The sequence below is a fragment of the Bdellovibrionales bacterium genome (genome assembly GCA_016716765.1).
Lineage (GTDB): Bacteria > Bdellovibrionota > Bdellovibrionia > Bdellovibrionales > UBA1609 > JADJVA01.
In genome coordinates this window covers 1,054,323-1,077,843 of the sequence record JADJVA010000020.1, presented here as the reverse complement: position 1 = coordinate 1,077,843, position 23,521 = coordinate 1,054,323, and the positions used below count along the sequence as shown (strand labels likewise).

Annotated in this window: 17 protein-coding genes, 1 tRNA gene and 3 rRNA genes; 16 read left to right on the top strand and 5 right to left on the bottom strand. The window is 45.3% G+C overall.

Features of this window, described 5'->3' with window-relative positions:
• Positions 1 to 47: 47 nt before the first annotated feature.
• The 4 genes from IPL83_13820 (at position 48) to rrf (ending at position 5,061) form a co-directional block, all read left to right on the top strand.
• Positions 48 to 1,561, top strand: a 16S ribosomal RNA gene (locus IPL83_13820).
• A gap of 104 nt (positions 1,562 to 1,665) precedes the next feature.
• Positions 1,666 to 1,742, top strand: a tRNA-Ile gene (locus IPL83_13815).
• 145 nt (positions 1,743 to 1,887) lie between these two features.
• Positions 1,888 to 4,877, top strand: a 23S ribosomal RNA gene (locus IPL83_13810).
• Positions 4,878 to 4,944: 67 nt separating this feature from the next.
• Positions 4,945 to 5,061, top strand: a 5S ribosomal RNA gene (rrf, locus tag IPL83_13805).
• Together the 16S, 23S and 5S rRNA genes with 1 tRNA gene alongside form the textbook arrangement of a ribosomal RNA operon.
• A gap of 79 nt (positions 5,062 to 5,140) precedes the next feature.
• Here rrf and IPL83_13800 read toward each other — a convergent pair.
• Positions 5,141 to 5,779, bottom strand: coding sequence for a hypothetical protein (locus IPL83_13800; protein ID MBK9040215.1), 639 nt, complete (start codon positions 5,777 to 5,779; stop codon positions 5,141 to 5,143).
• A 389-nt stretch (positions 5,780 to 6,168) separates the two neighbouring features.
• Here IPL83_13800 and IPL83_13795 point away from each other — a divergent pair, with 389 nt between their 5' ends.
• Complete coding sequence (locus IPL83_13795; protein MBK9040214.1) at positions 6,169 to 7,320, top strand: hypothetical protein; 1,152 nt, start codon at positions 6,169 to 6,171, stop codon at positions 7,318 to 7,320.
• 11 nt (positions 7,321 to 7,331) lie between these two features.
• Here the strand turns inward: IPL83_13795 and IPL83_13790 are convergent, their stop codons facing one another.
• A complete protein-coding gene (locus IPL83_13790; protein MBK9040213.1) occupies positions 7,332 to 8,075 on the bottom strand; it encodes a response regulator transcription factor in 744 nt (247 codons plus the stop codon).
• A gap of 287 nt (positions 8,076 to 8,362) precedes the next feature.
• Here IPL83_13790 and IPL83_13785 point away from each other — a divergent pair, with 287 nt between their 5' ends.
• The 7 genes from IPL83_13785 (at position 8,363) to IPL83_13755 (ending at position 16,276) form a co-directional block, all read left to right on the top strand.
• A complete protein-coding gene (locus tag IPL83_13785) occupies positions 8,363 to 9,376 on the top strand; it encodes a putative zinc-binding metallopeptidase (GenBank protein MBK9040212.1) in 1,014 nt (337 codons plus the stop codon).
• Positions 9,373 to 10,395, top strand: coding sequence for an ATP-grasp domain-containing protein (locus IPL83_13780; GenBank protein ID MBK9040211.1), 1,023 nt, complete (start codon positions 9,373 to 9,375; stop codon positions 10,393 to 10,395). Before IPL83_13785 ends, IPL83_13780 begins: the two co-directional genes overlap by 4 nt.
• A 17-nt stretch (positions 10,396 to 10,412) precedes the next feature.
• The gene (locus IPL83_13775) at positions 10,413 to 11,603 is read left to right on the top strand and encodes a serine hydrolase (protein ID MBK9040210.1); all 1,191 of its coding nucleotides are present in this window, start codon (positions 10,413 to 10,415) and stop codon (positions 11,601 to 11,603) included.
• Positions 11,604 to 11,707: 104 nt separating this feature from the next.
• Positions 11,708 to 12,229: a tRNA (adenine(22)-N(1))-methyltransferase TrmK gene (locus IPL83_13770; protein ID MBK9040209.1), complete on the top strand. Its 522-nt coding sequence runs from the start codon at positions 11,708 to 11,710 to the stop codon at positions 12,227 to 12,229.
• Positions 12,230 to 12,248: 19 nt separating this feature from the next.
• Complete coding sequence (locus tag IPL83_13765) at positions 12,249 to 13,181, top strand: hypothetical protein (GenBank protein MBK9040208.1); 933 nt, start codon at positions 12,249 to 12,251, stop codon at positions 13,179 to 13,181.
• 169 nt (positions 13,182 to 13,350) lie between these two features.
• Positions 13,351 to 15,030: a DEAD/DEAH box helicase gene (locus IPL83_13760; protein ID MBK9040207.1), complete on the top strand. Its 1,680-nt coding sequence runs from the start codon at positions 13,351 to 13,353 to the stop codon at positions 15,028 to 15,030.
• A gap of 223 nt (positions 15,031 to 15,253) precedes the next feature.
• Positions 15,254 to 16,276 carry a TRAP transporter substrate-binding protein gene (locus tag IPL83_13755; protein ID MBK9040206.1) on the top strand — a complete coding sequence of 341 codons (1,023 nt, stop codon included), beginning with the start codon at positions 15,254 to 15,256 and terminating at the stop codon, positions 16,274 to 16,276.
• A 20-nt stretch (positions 16,277 to 16,296) separates the two neighbouring features.
• Here IPL83_13755 and IPL83_13750 read toward each other — a convergent pair whose 3' ends face one another.
• Both IPL83_13750 and IPL83_13745 read right to left on the bottom strand, forming a co-directional pair.
• Positions 16,297 to 17,322 carry an SGNH/GDSL hydrolase family protein gene (locus IPL83_13750; GenBank protein ID MBK9040205.1) on the bottom strand — a complete coding sequence of 342 codons (1,026 nt, stop codon included), beginning with the start codon at positions 17,320 to 17,322 and terminating at the stop codon, positions 16,297 to 16,299.
• Between the two features lie 23 nt (positions 17,323 to 17,345).
• A complete protein-coding gene (locus tag IPL83_13745) occupies positions 17,346 to 18,785 on the bottom strand; it encodes an MBOAT family protein (GenBank protein MBK9040204.1) in 1,440 nt (479 codons plus the stop codon).
• 14 nt (positions 18,786 to 18,799) lie between these two features.
• Here IPL83_13745 and IPL83_13740 point away from each other — a divergent pair, with 14 nt between their 5' ends.
• Positions 18,800 to 20,167, top strand: coding sequence for a hypothetical protein (locus IPL83_13740; GenBank protein MBK9040203.1), 1,368 nt, complete (start codon positions 18,800 to 18,802; stop codon positions 20,165 to 20,167).
• Here IPL83_13740 and IPL83_13735 read toward each other — a convergent pair.
• The gene (locus IPL83_13735) at positions 20,103 to 21,542 is read right to left on the bottom strand and encodes an MBOAT family protein (protein ID MBK9040202.1); all 1,440 of its coding nucleotides are present in this window, start codon (positions 21,540 to 21,542) and stop codon (positions 20,103 to 20,105) included. The two genes, IPL83_13740 and IPL83_13735, sit on opposite strands and share 65 nt — an antisense overlap.
• Before the next feature lie 63 nt (positions 21,543 to 21,605).
• Between IPL83_13735 and IPL83_13730 the strand changes: the two genes are divergently transcribed.
• From IPL83_13730 to IPL83_13720, 3 genes are read left to right on the top strand one after another with little or no spacing between them, the layout of a single operon-like run.
• Positions 21,606 to 22,985: an acyl--CoA ligase gene (locus IPL83_13730; GenBank protein ID MBK9040201.1), complete on the top strand. Its 1,380-nt coding sequence runs from the start codon at positions 21,606 to 21,608 to the stop codon at positions 22,983 to 22,985.
• Positions 22,978 to 23,214: an acyl carrier protein gene (locus IPL83_13725; protein MBK9040200.1), complete on the top strand. Its 237-nt coding sequence runs from the start codon at positions 22,978 to 22,980 to the stop codon at positions 23,212 to 23,214. Before IPL83_13730 ends, IPL83_13725 begins: the two co-directional genes overlap by 8 nt.
• 37 nt (positions 23,215 to 23,251) lie before the next feature.
• Complete coding sequence (locus IPL83_13720) at positions 23,252 to 23,521, top strand: acyl carrier protein (GenBank protein MBK9040199.1); 270 nt, start codon at positions 23,252 to 23,254, stop codon at positions 23,519 to 23,521.

Genomic DNA, 23,521 nt, shown 5'->3' with positions numbered 1-23,521 from the left:
TTGGAGGCAGATTACGCTCTTGTTGTTGAAATTTGAATTTCATTTTTTAACTGAAGAGTTTGATTCTGGCTCAGAGCAAACGCTGGCGGCGTGCCTAATACATGCAAGTCGAACGGGGAAAGTTCTTCGGAATGAGTACTAGTGGCGCACGGGTGAGTAACACGTGGATAATCTGCCTTTTGGTGGGGAATAACTAGTCGAAAGATTAGATAATACCGCATGAGACCACAATATCTTCGGATATAGGGGTCAAAGATTTATCGCCAAAAGATGAGTCCGCGTCCGATTAGCTAGTTGGTGGGGTAATGGCCTACCAAGGCGACGATCGGTAGCTGGTCTGAGAGGATGATCAGCCACACTGGAACTGAGACACGGTCCAGACTCCTACGGGAGGCAGCAGTAGGGAATATTGCACAATGGGGGAAACCCTGATGCAGCGACGCCGCGTGAGTGATGAAGGCCTTCGGGTTGTAAAGCTCTGTTCTGCGGGAAGAAATAAATGACGGTACCGCAGAAGAAAGGACCGGCTAACTTCGTGCCAGCAGCCGCGGTAATACGAAGGGTCCTAGCGTTGTTCGGAATCATTGGGCGTAAAGCGGGTGTAGGCGGCCAACTAAGTCAGAAGTGAAAGCCCCGGGCTCAACCCGGGAAGTGCTTTTGAAACTGGTTGGCTTGAGTGTGGGAGAGGATAGTAGAATTCCTGGTGTAGTGGTGAAATACGTAGATATCAGGAGGAATACCGGTGGCGAAGGCGGCTATCTGGCCCAACACTGACGCTCAGACCCGAAAGCGTGGGGAGCAAACAGGATTAGATACCCTGGTAGTCCACGCTGTAAACTATGGATACTTGGTGTTGGAGGTATTGACCCCTTCAGTGCCGTAGCTAACGCGTTAAGTATCCCGCCTGGGAAGTACGGCCGCAAGGTTAAAACTCAAAGAAATTGACGGGGGCCCGCACAAGCGGTGGAGCATGTGGTTTAATTCGATGCAACGCGAAAAACCTTACCTGGGCTCGAAATGTAGTGGAAGACACCTGGAGACAGGGTCGCCTTCGGGCCGCTATATAGGTGCTGCATGGCTGTCGTCAGCTCGTGTCGTGAGATGTTGGGTTAAGTCCCGCAACGAGCGCAACCCCTGTCTTTAGTTGCCAGCATTAAGTTGGGCACTCTAGAGAGACTGCCGACGTTAAGTCGGAGGAAGGTGGGGATGACGTCAAGTCCTCATGGCCCTTATGTCCAGGGCTACACACGTGCTACAATGGTCGGTACAAAGGGAAGCAAAATCGCAAGATCTCGCAAATCCCAAAAAGCCGATCTAAGTTCGGATTGGAGTCTGCAACTCGACTCCATGAAGTTGGAATCGCTAGTAATCGCGGATCAGCACGCCGCGGTGAATACGTTCCCGGGCCTTGTACACACCGCCCGTCACACCATGAAAGTTGGTTGTACCAGAAGTCGCTGTGCTAACCGCAAGGAGGCAGGCGCCCAAGGTATGGTCGATGATTGGGGTGAAGTCGTAACAAGGTAGCCGTAGGGGAACCTGCGGCTGGATCACCTCCTTTCTAAGGATGCAGAGATTTTCGTAAGAAAGTCTCCATTCTATGGTCAACCCAAGACCTTTGACTAGCTGTTTAGTTTTGAGAGAGTGAACTCGTTCAGGTGACTTGGGCCTGTAGCTCAGTTGGTTAGAGCACACGCTTGATAAGCGTGGGGTCGGAAGTTCAAGTCTTCCCAGGCCCACCATGTAATTCGCCAATTTGTTTTGGATGATTACATGATGAGCTTGGAAAGTTTGAATTGATCTTTGAAAATTAAATAGATTGTGATTTAGATATTAGAAATTGCTTAATTTAGTTTTAGTTTTTAGCAAGGTAAATACCTATTAAGTTATGAAGCTACTAAGAGCTTATGGTGGATGCCTTGGCATCAGGAAGCTATGAAGGACGCGGTAAGCTGCGATAAGCTTCGGGGAGCGGCACACACGCTTTGATCCGGAGATGTCCGAATGGGGAAACCCACCAGTTTTACTGGTATCTTGAGACGAATACATAGTTTCAAGAAGCGAACGAGGGGAAGTGAAACATCTCAGTACCCTCAGGAAAAGAAATCAACGAGATTCCCTCAGTAGTGGCGAGCGAACGGGGAAAAGTCTAAACCTTTTGTATGTTAAAGCTCCTAGGCGTTGTACAAGAGGGGTCGCGGGACTTTCAGAAGTCGCTAGGATGACTTCGCAGAGTTAAAAGTTAAAGTTTAGTAGAACGATTTGGAAAAATCGGCCATAGAAGGTGATAGCCCTGTAAATAAAAAGCTTTAGCCTCTGGAAAGGATCCCGAGTACCACCGGACACGTGAAACCCGGTGGGAATTTGGGGAGACCACTCTCTAAGACTAAATATTCCCTGATGACCGATAGTGCACTAGTACCGTGAGGGAAAGGTGAAAAGAACCCCGAGAGGGGAGTGAAATAGAATCTGAAACCATAGGCTTACAAGCAGTGGAAGCACTATGCACGAATGTGCCAGTGTGACCGCGTACCTTTTGCATAATGAGTCAGCGAGTTATTGTTGCAGGCAAGGTTAAGCCGTTAGGTGGAGCCGTAGCGAAAGCGAGTCTGAAATGGGCGTTAGTCTGCAGAGAATAGACCCGAAACCCGGTGATCTAATCATGGCCAGGGTGAAGCGCGGGTAATACCGCGTGGAGGGCCGAACTAGTTGAGGTTGAAAACTCTTTGGATGAGCTGTGATTAGGGGTGAAAGGCCAATCAAACCGGGTGATAGCTGGTTCTCTCCGAAATATATTTAGGTATAGCCTTGGGAAATTCTATCCCGGAGGTAGAGCACTGAATGGGCTAGGGGTCTTTACCAGATTACCAAACCCAATCAAACTCCGAATGCCGGTGATAGTTATCCCAAGAGGCAGTCTCAGGGTGATAAGGTCATGAGACGAGAGGGAAAGAGCCCAGATCGCCAGCTAAGGTCCCAAAATACATACTAAGTGGTAAACGTTGTGGAGCTACTGAGACAACCAGGAGGTTGGCTTAGAAGCAGCAAGCCTTTAAAGAAAGCGTAATAGCTCACTGGTCTAGTGGCTCTGCGCGGAAGATTTAACGGGGCTAAAGTATGTTACCGAAGCTGCGAGCTTATAGAAATTATTCTATAAGCGGTAGGAGAGCGTTCTAGCGTAGGCTGAAGGTTGACCGTGAGGACAGCTGGACGAACTAGAAGTGATCATGCTGACATAAGTAGCGTTTAAAGACGGGTGAAAAACCCGTCCGCCGAAAACCCAAGGGTTCCTGGGCAAGGATAATCCTCCCAGGGTTAGTCGAGACCTAAGGCGAGGCCAATTGGCGTAGTCGATGGATGAACGGTTAATATTCCGTTACCGATTTTGATGTAAGTACAGGAGAGACGGACTAAGATATACCAGCCTGTTATTGGATTCAGGTGTAAGCGTGTAAGAGGTGGAGTTGGCAAATCCGCTCCACATTAACTCTGAGGCGTGAATGCGAGGGGGTTATCCCCGGAAGTGGTAGAATCTATGGTTCCAAGAAAATCTTCGGTATGTTTTCAGAATCGCTCGTACCGTAAACCGACTCAGGTGGGTGAGATGAGAATTCTCAGGCGATTAGGTTAAACCTGGTTAAGGAACTCGGCAACTTGACACCGTAACTTCGGGATAAGGTGTGCCATCGCGAGTGTAAGCCTTTACGGCTGAAGCTTTCGGTGGTCGCAGAGGCTAGGGAGTAGCGACTGTTTATCAAAAACACAGGCATGTGCAAAGTCTCAAGACGACGTATACATGCTGACGCCTGCCCGGTGCTGGAAGGTTAAGAGGATTTGTCAGCTTCGGCGAAGCAGAGAATCGAAGCCCCAGTAAACGGCGGCCGTAACTATAACGGTCCTAAGGTAGCGAAATTCCTTGTCGGGTAAGTTCCGACCTGCACGAATGGCGTAACGACTTCTCCGGTGTCTCAACCAGGTGCCTAGCGAATTTGAACTCGCAGTGAAAATGCTGCGTTCCCGCAGATGGACGGAAAGACCCCGTGAACCTTTACTCTAGCTTGGCAGTGATCTTAGATTCAATATGTGTAGCATAGGTGGGAGCCTTTGAAGCCAGGACGCTAGTCTTGGTGGAGGCATCATTGAAATACCACCCTTGTTGGCTTTGAGATCTAACCTGCGCTCATTATCTGGGCGAGGGACACTGTCTGGTGGGGAGTTTGACTGGGGCGGTCGCCTCCAAAAAAGTAACGGAGGCGTACGAAGGTTCCCTCAGCCTGATCGGAAACCAGGCGTCGAGTGCATTGGCATAAGGGAGCTTAACTGCAAGACCTACAAGTCGAGCAGGTGCGAAAGCAGGTCAAAGTGATCCGGTGGTCCCGCGTGGAAGGGCCATCGCTAAACGGATAAAAGGTACTCCGGGGATAACAGGCTGATACCGCCCAAGAGTTCACATCGACGGCGGTGTTTGGCACCTCGATGTCGGCTCATCTCATCCTGGGGCTGGAGCAGGTCCCAAGGGTATGGCTGTTCGCCATTTAAAGAGGTACGCGAGCTGGGTTCAGAACGTCGTGAGACAGTTTGGTCCTTATCCTCTGTGGGCGTAGGAAAATTGAGTGGAGCTGTCCTTAGTACGAGAGGACCGGGATGGACAAACCTCTGGTGTTCCTGTTGTCGCGCCAGCGGCACCGCAGGGTAGCTATGTTTGGATCGGATAACCGCTGAAAGCATCTAAGCGGGAAGCCAACCACAAGATTAATTTTCCCTGGGGCTTCGGCCCCCTTAAGACTCCTTCGAGACTAGAAGGTTGATAGGCAGGAGGTATACGCACGGTAACGTGTTTAGCTGACCTGTACTAATTGTTCGTGAGGCTTTTTTTATAACTTTAGGTATATTCTTGCTAAGAATGACTTGAGTGCAATTGGATATGAAAATTTAAGCAGTTTTGCTGGTGTCTCTAGCGGCGGGGGTACACCTGATCCCATTCCGAACTCAGAAGTTAAGCCCGCCAGCGGCGATGGTATTGCAGGGGTAACCCTGTGGGAGAGTAGCACGATGCCAGCTCTTTTTTTGAACCCAATCGGTGAAAACCGGTTGGGTTTTTTTTATGTCTAAAATTTGTATTGAAATATTTATTCAGAGATTATTTGTCGGATGTTTTTTCTTCCCTTAATGGCGCTGAATTCTTTGATGGCGGTGTATTTGGTACTTTTGGCGCCGATGGATGAGAGAGAGAAGAATTTTGATTTGGTGGATTTTGAGTAATAGGAAGATAGTGGGCAAAATGATTTTGAATACTCTCCTTTTTTTCTTCATACCATTCAATCCATTCATTTTTATTGCTATTTAGGTAGAATGTTCGACCGAGTTCCCATTCCATATTTTGAGTTTTTATATCAACCAAATTGTACTGGACGATAGCACCGATTTTTCCCTTATCTTCAAATGATAGGAGTAGAATCTCCAATCTGTGCGTGCCATTAGGTAGTGTTTTTTGAGGTGGACGCAGCTTTTCATCAATCCATTTTTGGGCCCCATTGTCTCCCGAATAGAATTCTATACTTTTGATACGATACCATCCCTCAGGAAGGGCTTTTGCATTCTCCAAATCAGTAACATCTTGGTTCCATAGAGATTGAAGTCTTTCTACTTGAGTTGAGTTGAGAAACTGCGCTTGAGTCAAGAGGGAACTCAAGGTCCAACCGAGAGCGAGAAAGATAACTATGAGGGGAGCAATATTGTTAATTGCTTTCAACGTCTTGAGGAGCCGTGACTTGGGCATTGAGTTTTTTTCTCTTTCCTTGCTGGGGTGGTGACTGATTTTCTCAATTGGACCTTAGAATGCCAAGCTCCAACTCCGCTATAGTGGACTTAGGTCTCTGTAAGGCCGCTGAAGTATTCAGCAAATTGAATGTTTGAGGGGATTTTACAACTCGCTGCTGGTTCGCCCGGCAATGTGATGGAGAAGAGAATTGGTTTCTCTAAAGGGGCGAAGAGTTATGTCGTAATATGGGACAATTATTGGCTCATTTCATGTTCGTTTACATCTCTTAATTGGAATGAGGAACTCAGATGGTTTAAAAAATATCAATAAAAACAATGCCTTATGAATTGAGCCAAAATGGCACAACAATTGGACTTAGGGAGGTGTAATAGCAGGAAGGCTCAAATATGAGTTTTATTAGAAAATACAGCAGACACCTTATAGTAATGACCGCAATCACTATCTATGTGGGATGCTCCGACGTTAAGTTTCAGTCGGTTCCCAGTGATCAATGTGCGGAGGCAAATAGTGATCCGACTAACAGTTCCTGTTTTGAGGCCCCAGGTTGGCTGAATTACCATTTTGAGTTCAAGGTTGGTAGAATGGACATACTCTTCGTTGATGACAATTCTGGATCCATGTATGTCGAACAGACTTCTATGGCTGATCGATTTCCAAACTTACTGAACGAAATCTCAGGTCTAGACTATCAAATTGCAATTGTCACAACAGATATTTCCTCCAGCCCCGGTAATAGTGCCCCTCGGAAAGCAAACGGCAACGGAGCCTTTCAAGATGGAAAGTTTCTGAAGTTTTCGAACGGCGATACGCTTATCAGCGCCAATACTCCTGAAGTGGTTCAGAAATTTAGGGAAACGATAAAACGAAACGAAACCTCGGACTGTGATACCGCAACAGGAAGCGCATGTCCCTCGGGCGATGAACGTGGAATATTTGCTCTCAATATGGCTTTGGATCAGGCAGATGGGAAATTTTTTCGGAGTGATTCGCATTTGGCTGTCGTCATTCTGTCGGATGAAGATGAGCGAACAAATGGGGGCAATATATCTGGGTATCCTCTCGAAACCTATGATCTGCCCCTGACTTTTGCACAAAAAATTCATACCCAGTTGGGGGCCAGCAAGACGGTGAGCGTCCATACTATTATTATTCAGCCAGGAGACACTTCTTGCTTTAACATTCAGAATAGTCAAACGGGAGTGAAAGGGTATTATGGTTATCAGTACGCCAGGCTTGCAAATGCTAACCAAGATCCTGAGTTAAAGGCGGCACATTCCAGCTTTCTTGCCGGGCGCTCGGGGAGCATTTGTGCAGGAGACTATGGTGCACAGATGGGAGATATTGGAAACCTGGCAGCTGTAAATGCCAATATAAAAGTACTTCCATGCGTTCCGACCAATGATAAGATCAAGGTGGCCTTTTCCCCGACCCCAGGGACTCAAATAAACTTTAATGTAAATAGTGAGCGATTATTGACCTTTAATCCTCAGCCACCACCAGGAACGACAGTAAGTGTAGATGTCACTTGTCCAAAGTAATTGAATTTCTTTTAGGCTGCGAGATTGTGTGGCTTCGTTAGGATATAGCCTTTTCCGTAAATATTTATCAATATGTTCTCAAGCTCTGGAATTTGGCGTTTTAGTTTTGAGATTTGCGCGTCAATTGACCTGTAGGATATACTTGCGTTCTCCCAAACATTCTCCTTTAACCACTGGCGTGACAGAAGATGTTCGGGCCGAGAAACAAAGGCCAATAGCAACTTAAATTGAGTTGGCGTAGTGTTGATGATTTCGCTATTTCTTTTGACCAAGAAATCATTGGGATAAATGAGGATATCATTAAATTTAATCATATTATTTTCGGCATTCCAGGACCCTCCCATCGATGTGAGAGGGGTATTAACCGGAAGAGAGGAGCTCCCGGATGAAATTCTTCTTAAAAGTGAGGAGATTCTAAGTCGCAATCCTTTAGGCGATGAGTTTGATGATAGAAAATAGTCCGAACCGTCCCGAAAGGATCTCTCCTCCTTTTCTGGATTTTGGAAGGAACTTAAAACCATTATTCCCATTTGAGCAATAGGCACCAAGTGGCGAATCTGAGAGAGAGAATTAAAAATGAGAGAATCGCCGTCAATCAGTAGAATTAAGGGTTCCCATTCTCTGATTAAAAAAGTGGCAGCTTCGGTCGAAGTAGCCACTTGGACATCGTAGTCAATCCTGAGAGGGCCCATTGTTTCTTGAAGGAAACCGGAATCTGTCGAGGCTACTAGAACTTTGGTCTTAGTTTTACCCATCGAATGTTTATCGACATTCTGCCTGCTCTGCTGAAGGTATCATTATTGATCCATCAAAACGAAAGGACGGGGCCCCTGAGGAGAACTGCCAGGATTCAGGCGGGTCAAGATGATACAGTTCAGCGCGTCCTTGAGACAAATTGAATAAATTTTTCAATTGGGTACCCGATATATCCTTTCCGCAGAGGGGTAAATTCTCCGCACTTGATCAGCTGCCATGTTCGAGTTAAATCGGGCATGGCTGGGTTGGCTCTCGCGTTTGGCTTGGAATAGCAATAGGAGCAGCTGTGAAGGGTCGGCAGGTGAAAAGTGGAGTTCAAGGTTCAGATCAAGAGCTATTGAACAGGCCCTTAAGGTCCTTTCAGTTGAGCCTGGAGATGCCAAACCTTGTTCGTGGTATCAGAACTCTTCGTAGTGAATTGCAAAGAAAGGGTTTGGTATTTGCTCCTCATTTTTGGATTGGAGAAGAGTGGTTTTGTCCCGATTATATTCCGGGAATTTCAATTCCATTCTATCTATTAGATTCTCGATTATTGGAATTAGAAAAGAGATTTATCGGATTTGCGGAGGGAGAAAAGCCGTTGGATCTTCTGAGGGTATTGCGGCATGAAACAGGGCACGCCCTTGAGAATGCCTACCGGCTCCGCAAGGATCGATTGAGAATTGAGGTCTTTGGCTCTTCTCAGACCCCCTATCCTCGCTCTTATTTGCCTCAGCCATATAGTCGGAGATTTGTCCGGCATTTGGCAAATAACTATGCCCAAAGTCATCCAGACGAGGACTTTGCAGAAACCTTTGCGGTCTGGCTAGACCCGACTTCAAACTGGAGAACCAGATACAGCGGATGGTCTGCTCTCAAAAAAGTTCAAGCGATGGACGCAATAATGACCAGCATCAAGGGACGGAGGCCGTTAAATCGATTAAAGAGCACCTATGAACCCCTTCATCGCAGCCAGCTTACCTTGGGTCAGTATTTTATGAAGAAGCGACGCCAACTGGGTCTTGATAATGTCATCGATCTCGACGAGAAATTATCTACTGCATTTGGCCGCTCATGTTTTAGTGGACCAAAGGTGGACCAATTCATCATGGAAAATCGATCCTATCTTTGCGGTCAGGTGGCTGAAGGATTGGGAGAATACAAATATCGGGTGAATCAAGTCATTCGGCGGTTGACCCATCGTGCGAGAGAACTTGGTTTGAGGGTTGCTCCAGATCAAAAAATAGGTCCTATTCTGGACATTGTGACGGCTCAGGCTCTTGATGACTTTGCAGGAAAGCGGCACCATATAATTCTATGAAAAGATTAAGGGTTCTTGTGCTCGTCCATGAAGACCTTGTTCCTCCGGAGAAGGTTCCAGTTGGCCAGGATTTGGACGATGTTTCTTGGAAGACAGAATATAATGTTCGAGAGGGCCTCGTTGAAGCGGGTCACGAAGTCAGTCTTCTTGGCGTCAGAGATGATACCCATGTGATTCGTCAGACAATTCAGAGTTTTTCGCCTCATATCATTTTCAATCTTCTTGAGGAATTTGCGGGACAGGCGACTTTTGATCAGCATGTGGTGAGTTACCTTGAAATGTTAGGTGTTAGTTATACGGGGTGCAATCCGCGTGGATTGATTATCGCAAGGAGCAAGGATTTAGCAAAAAAATTAATGAGATTTCATCGGATTCCAACCCCTGATTTTTTGGTTTTTTCAAAATCGGGCCCCCATCACCTCCCTAAAAAGTTGCAATATCCGTTGTTTGTTAAATCGCTGACCGAAGAGGCCAGTATGGGAATCACTCAGGATAGCGTTGTTTGGAATGAGGCGAATTTACGAGAGAGAATATCCTATTTTTCAGAAAAAGTAGATTCGGATGTCATCGTAGAATCTTATATAGACGGAAGAGAATTTTATGTAGGAGTCATTGGTAATAAACGACTTCAAGTCTTCCCGCTATGGGAACTTACTTTTAAGAACACTTCAGAACGAGTGCCAAAGGTGGCGACCCGCAGGGTAAAGTGGGACTCTCGATATCGCAAAAAATTTGGAATAGATACTGGACTTGCTCAAGACCTAAATCAGTCTTTGTTGATCCGCATGCAAAAAGTGGCAAAGAGAACATATTCGGCTTTGGGATTGAGTGGCTATGCTCGAATCGATATGCGCATGGACGCCGAAGGCAATATTTATGTCATTGAAGCCAATCCAAATCCGGATATTGGAAACGGGGAGGACTTTGCGGCATCAGCAGTTGCCTATGGCCTCAGCTACACGATTCTTATTGATAAAATTCTTTCATTAGGATTGACCTGGAAACCAGTAGGAACTTAATAAGGGGGCAAAAAACTTTGAATGGATCTCTTTTTGTCTTAACAGTAATATTGCTTCATTTTCTATTATCTTGTCATTCTGTGCGAGAGGAACAAGACGAAGGATGGCTTAAACATCGTCGCGGAGGACACACTAAAGTAGCTCGAGTGGATAGTCAGAAATTCAAAGATGAATTGACCGCTCTTCTCGTGGATCAAATGGGTAAAGAAAAACGAACAGGTGTGGGTTTGTTTTTGTTTCGTCGAGATGGGCAGCTGATATTTGCAAAAGCTCTCGGTCACATTGAGAGCCCGAGCGGGCAGCGACCTTTCTCTGGCACCGATTTGATTCCGGCTGGGTCATCTTCTGTTTGGGTTTCAACGGTTGTTCTTTTGAGGTTAGTGGATAAGGGAGATTTGAAGCTCAGCAGCACGACGGGATCTGTCTTGGGGTGGGCCGGTGATGCGGGAAAGATTTCGCTTCGGGGCTTGTTGAGTATGACATCAGGATTGCCAGGGAGAATCGAGAATTTTAATTGCTTTGGCCGTTCTGATCGCACCCTCCAAGGCTGCGCAGTGGAAGTTAAGAAGAATCTCTATGAGGAAAAAATTCCATTGCGCAAAGAGGGAGAGGCCTTTTCTTATGGCCCCTCTCATATCCAGATTGCAATGGCCATGGCTGAAAGGGCCGCGGAGAAAAAATGGAAGGAAATAGTGAAAAGTGAGCTGATATTGCCATTGGATTTGGAGCGGGAGACAACCTATTTCACTGATCCAATCGATCGTGAGGGTGAAATAAACCCGTCCGGATTTGAGGGGTTGGTGATCAACATGATGGACTTTGTTCGAATACTTAAAGCACTCATTGCCGAGAGAAATGGTTTTATTTCGGATACCTTAGTGGATAAAATGATGTCAGACCAGTTTTCAACATCCACGTTGGTGGACGCATCGCCAATGAAGACTCTCTTGGGAAAGAATTATCATTTTGGTCTGGGCAATTGGATTGAATGCGAACCTGGTGGCAAAGAGGGCTGCTCAACTCTGAATGCTCGTTCGTGTCCGGGGGTTTTTGGATGGTATCCATTTGTTGATTTTAGTAGGGGCTACTACGGGGTATTAGCGGCTTTAGAAGGCCACGATCGTTTACAGAAACAGGCAGAGCCTGCTTTAAGATCGTGGCGAATATTAAATGAGGTGAGAGTTTTTTTGCAGCAATGGAATTTTTAAATTAGGAAAAACATCGAGCCTTGGATGCAGAAAGCTCAAAATGGCCCCAAGGTGGGTGTTCAAATAGAATCATCTGAAACAGAGGAGAATGAGGTGTCCCCAGAGTGGAGAACTTGAAGGAGAGGACGGACGTCAGGAAGCTGTCGCTCAGCAAACGATTGGAGAGAATTTATCAATTGTTGGATCCTTCCTATGAAGTATGGGACCTTTGTTGTGACCACGGATTGGTAGGGAGAAGATGTTTGATGTCGGGACGGTTTCCCGGTGTGATATTTGTTGATAAGTCAGAACTTGCGGTAGGTCCGTTGAGAAATTTGTTGAACAAATATCAGTATGACTTGCTGAGTGTTGGAGCCGCCCTTCAACTGAGGGTTGGCGATATGTTAAAAATGGCAATGCCATCAGAGCGAGCAAATATTGTGATATCCGGGGTCGGCGCTCATCTCATTGTTAAATTTTTGTCGCGTTTGGGACCGGTTAAACATATAAATTTGGTATTAGGGCCGAACAAATCACCTGAAATGGTTCGTAGCGAGCTGAAGAGGCGAGGCTGGTCCATCCGTACTGATGAGGAAATCATTGAAAGGGGACGAAAACGTTGGATCATGCAGGCACAAATTGTTTAACTCTGAGGATAAATTGAACATGGGGCTGTCTCCGCAAGTGAGGAGTCTGTTGGATTCACTTGAAATGGATTCTCCCATAGGAAGAGAAGACTTTGATCGGGTCTTGCGGGCTCTTAGATCTAAAGTCGACCCCTCTCATAAATCTGATCAATTTGAAGAGAGGGCCGTTCAACTTTATCTGCCGGTTTACTTTTGGTGTCGCAGCAAACTCAAAGATCATGAATCTGACTATCCATTGTTTATTGGCTTGAATGGCCCTCAGGGAGTTGGAAAAACGACTCTGACAGAGGCCTTACGTCAGTGTTTTGAGATTGATGGGGAGAAGGCGATATCCTTATCCATTGACGATTTTTATCTTCGTCGAGATCAGCAGGTGGCATTGGCGAGAGAATATAGAGAGAATCCGTATCTTCAGATGAGAGGATATCCTGGCACTCATGACATTGAATTGGGTCTTCAAGTGCTGAGCGATCTCAAAGGTCTTGGGAAGGCCGGCACGGTTCAAATTCCTCGGTATGATAAATCGGCTTATCAAGGATTGGGAGATCGTCGACCCACTTCAGAGTGGCCAAAAGTTGCAGGACCATTGAGCATTGTATTTCTTGAAGGTTGGATGCTTGGTTTTAGACCACTTGCTTCTTCTCAAATATCCGAGGTTCACATGAGGGCCATCAACGGATTTTTGCCGAAATATGAAGTCTGGTACAAAATATTGGATAGTTTTATTCAACTGACTCCCAAGAGTTTGGATTTCATATCGAACTGGAGGATAAGAGCGGAGGAAGCGATGGTGGCTATGGGACGCGAGGGAATGTCCGCCGAACTCATAAGGACCTACGTGAACCTTTTTCGTCCCGCTTACGAGATCTATCTCGAGAGCTTAAGGAAGTTTCCGGTTCGCCCAAATAGTTTACTTCAAATCGAAATTGGTTCAAATCAACTGCCATCTTAAGGTGCCAAAATGGGTTGAATATCAGTCAATTCAAGCTCCTACGATTACAGAAAATGCCATTTGACATGACGCGATATATCACGATAGGTTGCGCTGTCGTTATCGAGAGTTCGCTCAATTTGTCAGCAGACCTCTTTTTTGCGGCTTAATGTCTAAAACAGAGGTAAAAATGTCCACATTTCAAAGTATGCCGTTCCCGGCGCCCCTACAAAAGGCGCTAAAGGATCTAAATTTTACTGAGCCAACCGAAATTCAATCAAAGGCGATACCCCTCGCTCTTGAAGGAAAGGATCTCATAGCTTGCGCTGAAACAGGATCAGGAAAAACAGCTGCGTATGGTTTGCCTGCTATTGTGAGCGTCTTAAGTGATCCAAAGAAAAACGCACTTTTTCTGGTGCCCACGCGGGAACTTGCCCAGCAAGTAGCTGATGTGATCAGAAGCTTGACGATACACACGAGGGAAGTCAGTTCTTGCACCTTGGTCGGTGGGGCTGATATCAGAAGACAATTGACGTCTCTTAAGCGTGGCCCTCGCATCGTCATTGCGACTCCGGGTAGACTGATCGATCACCTCAACAGGAGATCGATAAATCTTTTAAGCACAGGAGTCTTAGTTCTTGATGAGGGGGACCGCATGATCGACATGGGTTTCGCTCCGCAGTTAGACGAGATTCTGAAGTTTCTTCCAAAGCAACGGCAGACCGTTTTTTTTACAGCTACCATTACAGCTAAGGTTCGCAAATTGGCAGAGTCCTATTTGCATCTTCCTGTGAGTATTTCTGCTGGGCAGATCTCTCGTCCTGTCACAACCATCAAACAATCAGTCATCCAAACGACTCTTGGGGAGAAGAACGATAAACTTCTTGATGAACTCAATCAGCGAAAGGGCTCCGTCATTATTTTTCTTAAGACCAAAAGAAAGACAGACATCTTAGCAAAGTTTCTGAAGGATTATGGTCACGAAGTTTCTCTCATTCATGGCGGGCGCACTCAAGGACAGAGAAATCAAGTTATTCGTGGATTTCGAGAGGGAAAATTTAGAATTTTGTGCGCTACAGACGTTGCGGCACGAGGTCTCGATATCCCCACAATCGAGCATGTGATTAACTATGATCTCCCTATGGTCGATGAGGACTATGTTCATCGCATTGGCCGAACAGGCCGTAATGGAGCGAGCGGTGAGGCGCTCACGTTTGTTCTTCCTAACGAAGTGCGAACTTGGAGAGTGATTGCTCAAAAGTATCGAATTCAAGGCGTAGATTTGCCATTGGGAGGACGATCAGGCTCTTTTGAGAAAGATCGTCGAGATAGGCCAGCAGGAGGTCAGCGCCGAGAGAGAACATCGTCAGATTACCGGTCATCTGGTGAGAGGGGCCTTCGAAATCAGGGCGCTGGCGAAGGTGAACGCGATCGTCGTTTTCAGCCAAGAAGAGAGGAATTCCGACCCCGCGGATCTCATCAGCCGGAGGATCGTGGTGGAGTTCGAGGGAATGGCAGCAGACCATTTGGGTCTCCTCCTCCTCGTTCGGAGGGCCGTGGTGGCGCCGCGAAGAGTGGGTCTTGGCGGGGGCAAGAGAATAGCAGCCGCTCGGAAAATGGGCGGACCACCGCTCGGAGCAGTCAAGAGAGAAGTTTTATTGGCCGAAAAGGTCCTGTTCACCGTGATTCAGATGTGAAGCCTGAAGGTCGTAAAAGGGAGAAAAGCCCATTTGGTGAGAGAGACATGGACTTTTCGCGTAAAAATTCGACGAAAAGTGATGGAGCCAAGCAGCCATTTTGGATGACGCGTAAGCAAACGGATAAAAAATCTGCGACGAACAAAACAAAGATCAGCTTTCGAGCGAGATAGTCTGAAGTTGTAAAACCAGAGCAACTTGGCCGTTGCTCTGGTAAAACAGGACCAAGGTCCAGAACTTCTCCTGAATCAATGGTAAAACAGAACTTACTTGTATAGTCTGAACAGGCTGAGAAGTTGTTTGTTACCAATCGGATTTATTTATAGAGGAATCTAGAGATTCGTGGTCGACATTTGGCGTCTTGTCAGGTGTAAGAATTATTTTGGGGGGCAAAGCATGGAAAATCGAGTAGGGAGACTATTGAGCTTTTTTGGCGTCGCAATATTTTGTGCTATGGCGGGATCTGGTCTTGGCTGGGCGGCAGAATCTCAACCCGAGAAGATTGAGATAAAGTGGGTGCTTGCCCATGAACCTTCTTCCGTTTTCAGGCATGCTGCAGTAAATTTTCAGAAGATATTGGCAGATGAAACCAAAGGACAAATGAGCGTAAAGATCATGACTCTCAAAGAGTATGGGGGTGAGGGTGCCACAATCGAGGGACTGATCAAGGATGTACAGGCCGGCAAGATTCAAATGACGCAAACATATACATTTCAGATGGGCCAGCTGGAGAAATCCTTTTATGTGCTCGATCTTCCATTTTTGTTCAGAGACCACGAACATGCGGCACGGGTGCTCGAGGGGCCAACGGGCAATCGGCTTATGGAGAGCTTGGTCGCCCATAACATACGCGGATTGGCATTTACCTACAGCGGTGGATATCGCATCATTCCAACTGCGACAAAACAGATTAACCGATACGAGGATTTCAAAGGCCTGAAAGTGAGAACAGCTTTGAGTCCTGTTACTGAAGAAGTTTATCGGCGTCTGGGCGCAGTTTCGGTTCCGGGTTCAATTGATGCCGGTGCTGAGTTGACCGGAAAGGGAAAGCTCGATGGGTTGGAGACGACCTATGTTCGGTATAGTTCTGACTTGGAATCTAAAGCTCCTGTCATGAATGAAACTTTTCATACGCTCTTCTTAACAGGCATTCTTGTTAATAATTCTTTTTATGAAAAGCTTCCTGCAAAATACAAAGAAAGTCTCAAAAAGGCTGCAATTCAGGCAGGACGTGATGAGCGGGCAACAACTTTGAGCGATACCACTGACATTCGCGCACAAATTCAAAAACGAGGCATAAAGATTATTGAAATGTCTCAAAAAGAGCGTCAGCGTTTTCGGTCAGCAATGCAGCCTGTTTATGACAAGTTTGATTCTGAATTTCCAAAAGGCTTGATCAAAGAGATCGTCAACCTATAGTTTCTTCTGTAAAGGTCCCATCAATTCGACAACCGATGGGACTCTTTCTCAATTTTGCTTGTCTGTTGGTCACGATTTTTTTCTTGAATGAGCATATCAAAAATGGCATTAGCGATGAGACGGTGGCCCAACTCATTTGGGTGTGGGTCGTCCTGAGCCACCCAGAGGCTCTTTTTATCGTTAGTGTTGGCGAAAGCCCCTCGAATATCAAGAATTGAGAAATTCAATTCCTTAGACAGTTGAGAGAATTCTGCCAATATTTTCCCCTCCACATTTTTTTCTCCTCCCAGAAGTAAACTTGGCAAAAAGACAAAGCTTAAGCTTGCACCTCTCGAGGTAAGGTAATCGTGTGTTTGAAAAATGAGTCCATGGAGAACCTTGCTCACCGCCGCCTCATGAGAGGGCTCCTGGCTCTTCTCTGAGTCTTGTAGAAGAGGATTTAAGATCTGATGAAAGCGATAAAACAAGAAGTTTCCCAAATAGGAATGGCGAAAAAAATAGGAATTTCCGCCTTGATTCTTCGTTGCAAAATCATCGGGATAGACACAAACAAAAAAATGTTCTCCGTCATACTGCTTTGAGCTTTCTAATAAGAGCCTCAACGAAGACTCCAAATTGTAATTTCCGACCCCAAAGTTAATTGGTTTGAAATGGGTTCCCAGAGAATCATTTAACTTAGACACGACCACAGAAGAAAATGTCCTATCCGAAGAAACCCCCCATCCCAGGGTAATAGAACCTCCATAAAATGCGAGAAGACGACTGTTATTAAGTGTACTCATTGACTCTGACCTTGCTCCAAGATCATTTGTCTTTATTGAAACCCCCATCAGTTCAGCCAATTGGTCCCTTTTATGCACGTGGGACAAGCCAGGTATTGAACTGGGTACCTTCAATTGGTTTGAATAACGCAACATTTCGATTGAATACACGCGATGATATTGGGAAATTAATCTAACAAAAATTTCTGCGCCGACCAGCGCAATAGCAAGTGAGAAAGCGAGAGCCAAAATTGGGTAAATGATCTGTTTCAAGTTATTCTCCATATTTTCCTCATTTGTGATGGTGGTCAGAAATCAAAATACATAAATCGACCGGGAGGGGCTCCCAAGCCCAGAGAGGACACGCTTGCTATGAGCATAAAGCCATTCACTGCGATGCGAGAGGGGATTGAAAGATATTGGGTAAAACATTCATCTTTTTTGAGTAACACAGGGAGGTCCATTGAGTAGAGGACAAACATGAGACCGAAAATAGTGAAAAGATGACGAGAATCACCCAAACGATGGTTCCAAAATAAATCTCCAAATATCGTCCATCCGGTTGTGAATTTGTCTGCAGAAAAAAAGGAAAAAAATGAGACAACGACGAGAAATGTAAGAATTTGTGGACCAAGAAAACCCAATAGTCTAAATGCGGCGGCCCTCGGAGCGGCTGAAATCGGGAATTTCATCAAGGTGGGTTTGAATCTGGTATAAATTTTATTTAGAGATATGCCCGTGGCATGAAGCAAACCCCAAGCGACATACCCCATTTGGAATCCGTGCCATATCCCAGAAAGCAGCATGATAAAGTAAATATTTCCCACTTGGCGAATGGGTCCTTTGCGATTGCCCCCTAAGGGGAAGTACAGGTAATCGCGGAACCAGCGAGAAAGTGTCATGTGTCGTCTTTGCCAATAGATGGAGATATTTCTTGCCATGTATGGGGCATAATAATTATTTGATAAACGAATGCCAAACATCAGTGCCACACCTTTTGCAATGTTGGTGTATCCAGAAAAATCAAAATATATTTGGAGAGCAAACGCAATCATCAACTCCCAGGTTTCAAGCAGGGATAGACTCGAATAGGAAACCAAGCGCGGCTCAGTGAGAAACAAAAGTTGATCTGCAATTGCCACTTTTTTAAATAGACCGAGAAGAATGATTTCGAGGCCAGCACAGAAATTATTCCTCGAAAACCGCAGTGGGCCGATCAACTGAGTGATCATATTGTCAGGCTTTTCAATGGGACCAGCAAGAATCTGAGGAAAAAAACTGAGATAAAGAGCATAATCGAGAAAGCTATGATCCTTGGGCACCTTTTTCTCGAGATCAACAATATAGGAGATCGCTTGAAAAGAATAGAAGGAGAGCCCTGCCGGAAGCAGAAAGAGGAGAGAGATTCTATTTGAATCATGGGAGCGACTGACAAACTCAAACGCGGCGTCAATTATGGAAGATGGGATTTTACAGGAGAACACGACTAGAACAATAATGCCAATCCCTACGGCCTTGATGAGAGACTTCTGCCTCGAGGCTTCCTTGCGAAGAGCGAGATGGCCCGTCACATAAGAAACAAGAGTGATAACAGCTAGAAAGACAATAAATCGTAATCCCCAGCATCCATAAAAATAATAGCTGGCTGCGAGCAGCAAAAGTCGCCGTCCCTTCGTCCACGGGATAAGAATAAATAAAATCATTACAACTGTGAGAAAAATTAAAAACTGGCTGCTGACAAAAAGCATGTTAAATTCTAGGGATGAAATTATTCAGAGTCATTATCAATTTTCTGGCTGCTGTTTTCGTGGTTCTTGTTTTCCTTGAATTGGGGTCTGCCGTTTGGTTCTATTTGTCTCCAACGGGTCGACAAAAAACGCCTGCAGCTACTCATCGCACACCCTTCGTGGATTTCACAGAGAACAACCATTACTCGTTGCTTAGAAATTCAGATCTAAATAGAAAGAGAATGGACTATTTTGTCATAGACCCTATCTTGGGTATTCGCTTCAAGTCAAACGCCGAGGTTTTCGCGATCATTCCAGATGAAAATGGAAAAGCGATTTATTCTCCAAACGGATTTCGTACCGACAAATATGGTTTGATTGCTCACACGTCGAAGATCGAAGACCAAGATTACGACTTGTCCAAGATAGTCTCAGATCCATCAATTTTCAGAATTGTTATTTCAGGATCCTCAACATCGATTTGGGGTGCATCTAACAACGAAAATACCTGGCCTTCGCAGCTTCACCGTCTACTCAACGATAATCTTGAATTGCTCAAACGGAAGGGAATCTCTCGAGTCTATGTTTTTAACACCACGGTTTTTTCCCATAATGTTGCGCAAGAGGTATTAAGGCTTTCAGCGGAAACAAGTTACTGGAATCCGCATTTGATTATTTCATTTAACGGGCCGACAAAGAGTCAGCTGAATTTTTTCGGCAATTCGATTGATTTCTCGACTCATTTCTCCCAAAAGCTTCTTTTGGAGGCTTCGAAAATTGACAGTATATTTATGCCCTTGAATATACTTCCTTACACGTCAGTCTTGTTGAGCCACCTTGTCAAGGGATCTCACCAATCCGTTTACGGATACCGACAAAGTAACTATCCAAAAATGCCTTATGGCCCTCTCTTTATTTCGAAAATTAAGCAGATGGAGGCTATTTCTCGATCTGTGGGTGCTGACTTTTTATGGGTACTAAATCCTCAGATGGATATTTGTTCTGGGGAAGTTCTTCTTGAAAGTGAAGCCTCTATGAAGTCATTTTTCGAGCGGGAGGTCTGGAAGATAAGTTGGAACGACTATATCTCTGGTTCTCAAAAGATATTTTCTATTTTAAGGGATGAGATTAAGGATTCAAAAAAGGAAAACTTTCATGATTTTACCTGCATATTTAATCCTCACCACGAGCAGGTCTATTCTGACCCAAATCACTACGTCGATGCAGGTCATCGCCTGATTGCCAAGAGAATCAATGAGCTAGTGATAGAATATATGGAAAGGGCACTAGAGAATATTTCTGGGAATATCGGCCGGGGCCCCGTTCGGATTCCTGCATTTAGAAGTGCGAATATGAAAATGTCATTGGACTTCCGAGGTCAACAAAAAGGAAGAATAAGATAAGGCCAAGCCAGTAGATTCCCCAGCGAATAAGACTTGGCTGTGATTTTAACCAAGCGTCTATCGGATGTCGTCGGTGAAGAAACTGCATGGCTTCGACAAAGATAATAAAAATAAAAAACTTATAAAAATCCTGATGCAACGCGAGATTAGTTGAGCTAGTTAATTTGTTTGAGATCAAGCTTGTCCACATTTGTGCGTACACGTCCTTAATCATCACGAGATCTCTGAGCCAGAAGAAAACGACGGGCGGGCAAACGAAAAAGAGGAATGTAATTCCCCACCCGATCACTGAGTAAGCGGCTTTCGAAAAGGGAAATGTAAATTTGCTTTTAAACCCGTCGAGAAGTGGCCGAATTAACTCGAAGGCGGCAATCAAAAGGCCCTGGATCAATCCATAGATTATAAAATTTGAGCTTGGTCCGTGCCACAGGCCCAGGACGATAAAACTAAGGACGACGATGAGCCAAATCTGCCACTTTTGCCTACAGTAAAGCGCGAGAGGCACGAAGACATAGTCACGAATCCAACTGGACAGAGAAATATGCCATCGACGCCAATAGCTGGAGATATTGGTCGCTTGAAAAGGAGCATCAAAGTTGGACATCAACTCAATGCCCAAAAGCCTCGAGATTCCTCGTGCGATATCCGTGTATCCGGAAAAATCGAAGAAAATCTGATAACGAGCGAGCACAAGGCACATAAAAATAGTTCCAAAACTCATGTTTTGAGGATTCCGGAATATCGTGTCGACCAAGGGAAAAAGAGGATCGGCCAATGCGCATTTCTTAAAAAAGCCGAGGCTGAGGAGCCAAATTCCACTTCGCGACTGATCGTAGCTGATAGATGAACGGCGATTGAGTTGCTCAAAAAAGCTCCCAGCCCTTTCAATTGGTCCTGCAAGCATTTTAGGAAAATACAATAGATAGAGGAATAGATTCATCCAATGAGGTTGCGCAGAAACAGAGAGGCGAGAAAGGTCCACCAGATAGCTGACGGCTTGAAAGGTGAAAAAGGATATTCCCAGAGGCAGGCCAATTGCCTCAAAGGGCGTTGCCCATGTCTTTGACAGCAGAGTGGGAAGGTATTTGTAAGTCCCCAACGGAATAAGGAGAAGAACCACTGAACAGAAAAGCCATCTCTTCAGGAATCGTCCATTTTTCTGAAAATGGATTGTGGAAAAATAGCAAACTGTTGTGCAGTAAATCGGAATCCAAATGGTCTGTGCCGATACGAATAAATAAAAAACGAGAGAGATTCCAACTAAGGAAATCTCCTTTCTAATGCGAGGTAGCCACTTCAATAGAAGGTGCCCGACCAATGCAAGTAAAAGAAGTAGAAATCCATTTGAGAAAATGGAAAGATTGACTTCCTGCACAGTTTACCACCACAGTTTAAAGGCTTAGGATCGAATTATTCACGAGGGGAGGGAGTAATACAAGTGGTGAACAGGTGGCTCAATCAGGTTGGTGAGTTGACTGAGGGCTTTTCAAATCAAAAGCTGAAAGCAAGCGAATTTAGAGCCGTTGTTGAACAGGAATTGGAGGTTGTCAGGAAAGCGGGGGTTGGTGCTCACGATCGCGTGTCAGTTGAAATGGACGGCTCGATTGCGAATCTTGCAAAGGTATTTGCTCTTTGGAGAAACAGCTCAGTCGTTGTTTCCTGCTCTCAAAATCTCAAGGATTTTGAAAGGGAGTACCTGCAACAGAGGGCAGAAATTGATTTTCACTGGAACCAGCATTCTATTCAAAGGCACACGAGAGAACTCACTGAAATTAGTCATCTCTCTCTGAAGAAAATTGAGGGGCCAGGTCTTATTCTTTTCACTTCAGGGACCCATTCCTTAGGCGTGCCATGCTACTATTCTCTGGGTCGTCTAAATCATAGAATTGAGAGTCTTCATCGATTTATTCCTCCTCGTGACTTAACTGTTTCGCTTTGTTTTATGCCGCTTCAATTTGGTCATGGCCTCATCGCCAATTGCCTCATGCCGCTGCTTGCGGGTTGTCACGTCATTTTGTACCCCTTGCAAGACATTCTGGTTCCTGAAGCTTTAAAAGAAGTCATTCAAAAATATCAAATTAGCTTTGTGACGGGCACTTCCTCGATTTGGCGCACTCTTCTTATTTCAAATGAGGCATTGAATTTGGGAGAGTCGGTTCTGAGGGTTCATTCGGCTTCCGAACCTCTTTTTGACTCTCTTTGTCATGGGCTCACACAGCGATTTGGAAATGCCGAAATTTACAATGTCTATGGATTGACTGAGATGGGGAGTTGGGTCAGTGGTGAGCATCAGGGAGTAGGCAGAAAAGTTGGAGGGGTGGGTTCTGGATGGGGATGCGATATAAGGATTGGTCATGGGGGGGAAGTGAGCCTTCGTTCTCAAGGTATAATGGACGCTTGTAGGATCAATGAAACCTGGGAATTTTACAGCGGGGAGGATTGGTTGAATACGGGTGACATAGGTGCTCTGGATGGCGATGGGAGACTAAGGGTTCGAGGGCGAGTGAAGAATGTTATCAATCGGGCTGGAGTGAAGATCAGCATTGAGGGTCTTGAGGGGCTGCTTTTGTCACATCCTCGGGTAAATGACGTATGTGTCTTTTCAAAGCAGAACGAAACCGTTGGTGAAGAGGTCTATGCGGCAATTACGACAGATCTCAGTTCCAACGAGCTGCATGCCTGGATTTCTTCCCGAATTGAATTTTCGAAGTGTCCAAAGATCTACTATTTTTGTCAAAATATTGCAAAAACTAGTCGAGGTAAAACTGATCGAAGGAAAGTGGCACAAGAATTTGGAAAGCTTGACGGAAATGGATAGCTGGAAGAGGACAATAGAGATCTTCAACCGAGTTATGGGCACAAAATACCTGGACAGTGACGAAAACATATTTAAAGACAAAGTTCCCCAGTGGGATTCGCTCAAGGTTATCGAACTTGCAATTCAGTTACAAAAGGAATTTGCCTTGAAGCTGGATGCAGGTCTTATTATCAAGTCATCGAGTTTGCGTGACTTTTATTTCGCTATCGAAAAAAATAAGTCCAATTAGGAGAGTTCAATTACCTTAACGAGAGGGATAGGGTTTGATGACGTGGGATATTAAAGAGGACATACGAATGAAGCTCCTGGGCGATGAAATGTACAGAGCCATTTTGCCAACTGATTTTTCTGACGAATTCAATCTTGTTCGCAGTGGTGCACTTGATTCGCTAGGGATGATGAATCTCATCATTTATATTGAAAAGAAATTTCAAGTTCCAATTGAAGTGGCAGATTTAGTTGAAGATAACTTTCTAAATTTAAATAGAATTGCTAACTGGATTCAGAAGAAGAGAGAAATTCTCCAAGAGACATGA

Excerpts from the sequence above, each read along its gene's own strand:
- IPL83_13800 (MBK9040215.1), bottom strand. The coding sequence starts at position 5,779 with ATGCCCAAGTCACGGCTCCTCAAGACGTTGAAAGCAATTAACAATATT.
- IPL83_13795 (MBK9040214.1), top strand. The coding sequence starts at position 6,169 with ATGAGTTTTATTAGAAAATACAGCAGACACCTTATAGTAATGACCGCA.
- IPL83_13790 (MBK9040213.1), bottom strand. The coding sequence starts at position 8,075 with ATGGGTAAAACTAAGACCAAAGTTCTAGTAGCCTCGACAGATTCCGGT.
- IPL83_13780 (MBK9040211.1), top strand. The coding sequence starts at position 9,373 with ATGAAAAGATTAAGGGTTCTTGTGCTCGTCCATGAAGACCTTGTTCCT.
- IPL83_13765 (MBK9040208.1), top strand. The coding sequence starts at position 12,249 with ATGGGGCTGTCTCCGCAAGTGAGGAGTCTGTTGGATTCACTTGAAATG.
- IPL83_13760 (MBK9040207.1), top strand. The coding sequence starts at position 13,351 with ATGTCCACATTTCAAAGTATGCCGTTCCCGGCGCCCCTACAAAAGGCG.
- IPL83_13755 (MBK9040206.1), top strand. The coding sequence starts at position 15,254 with ATGGAAAATCGAGTAGGGAGACTATTGAGCTTTTTTGGCGTCGCAATA.
- IPL83_13750 (MBK9040205.1), bottom strand. The coding sequence starts at position 17,322 with ATGGAGAATAACTTGAAACAGATCATTTACCCAATTTTGGCTCTCGCT.
- IPL83_13745 (MBK9040204.1), bottom strand. The coding sequence starts at position 18,785 with ATGCTTTTTGTCAGCAGCCAGTTTTTAATTTTTCTCACAGTTGTAATG.
- IPL83_13740 (MBK9040203.1), top strand. The coding sequence starts at position 18,800 with ATGAAATTATTCAGAGTCATTATCAATTTTCTGGCTGCTGTTTTCGTG.
- IPL83_13725 (MBK9040200.1), top strand. The coding sequence starts at position 22,978 with ATGGATAGCTGGAAGAGGACAATAGAGATCTTCAACCGAGTTATGGGC.
- IPL83_13720 (MBK9040199.1), top strand. The coding sequence starts at position 23,252 with ATGACGTGGGATATTAAAGAGGACATACGAATGAAGCTCCTGGGCGAT.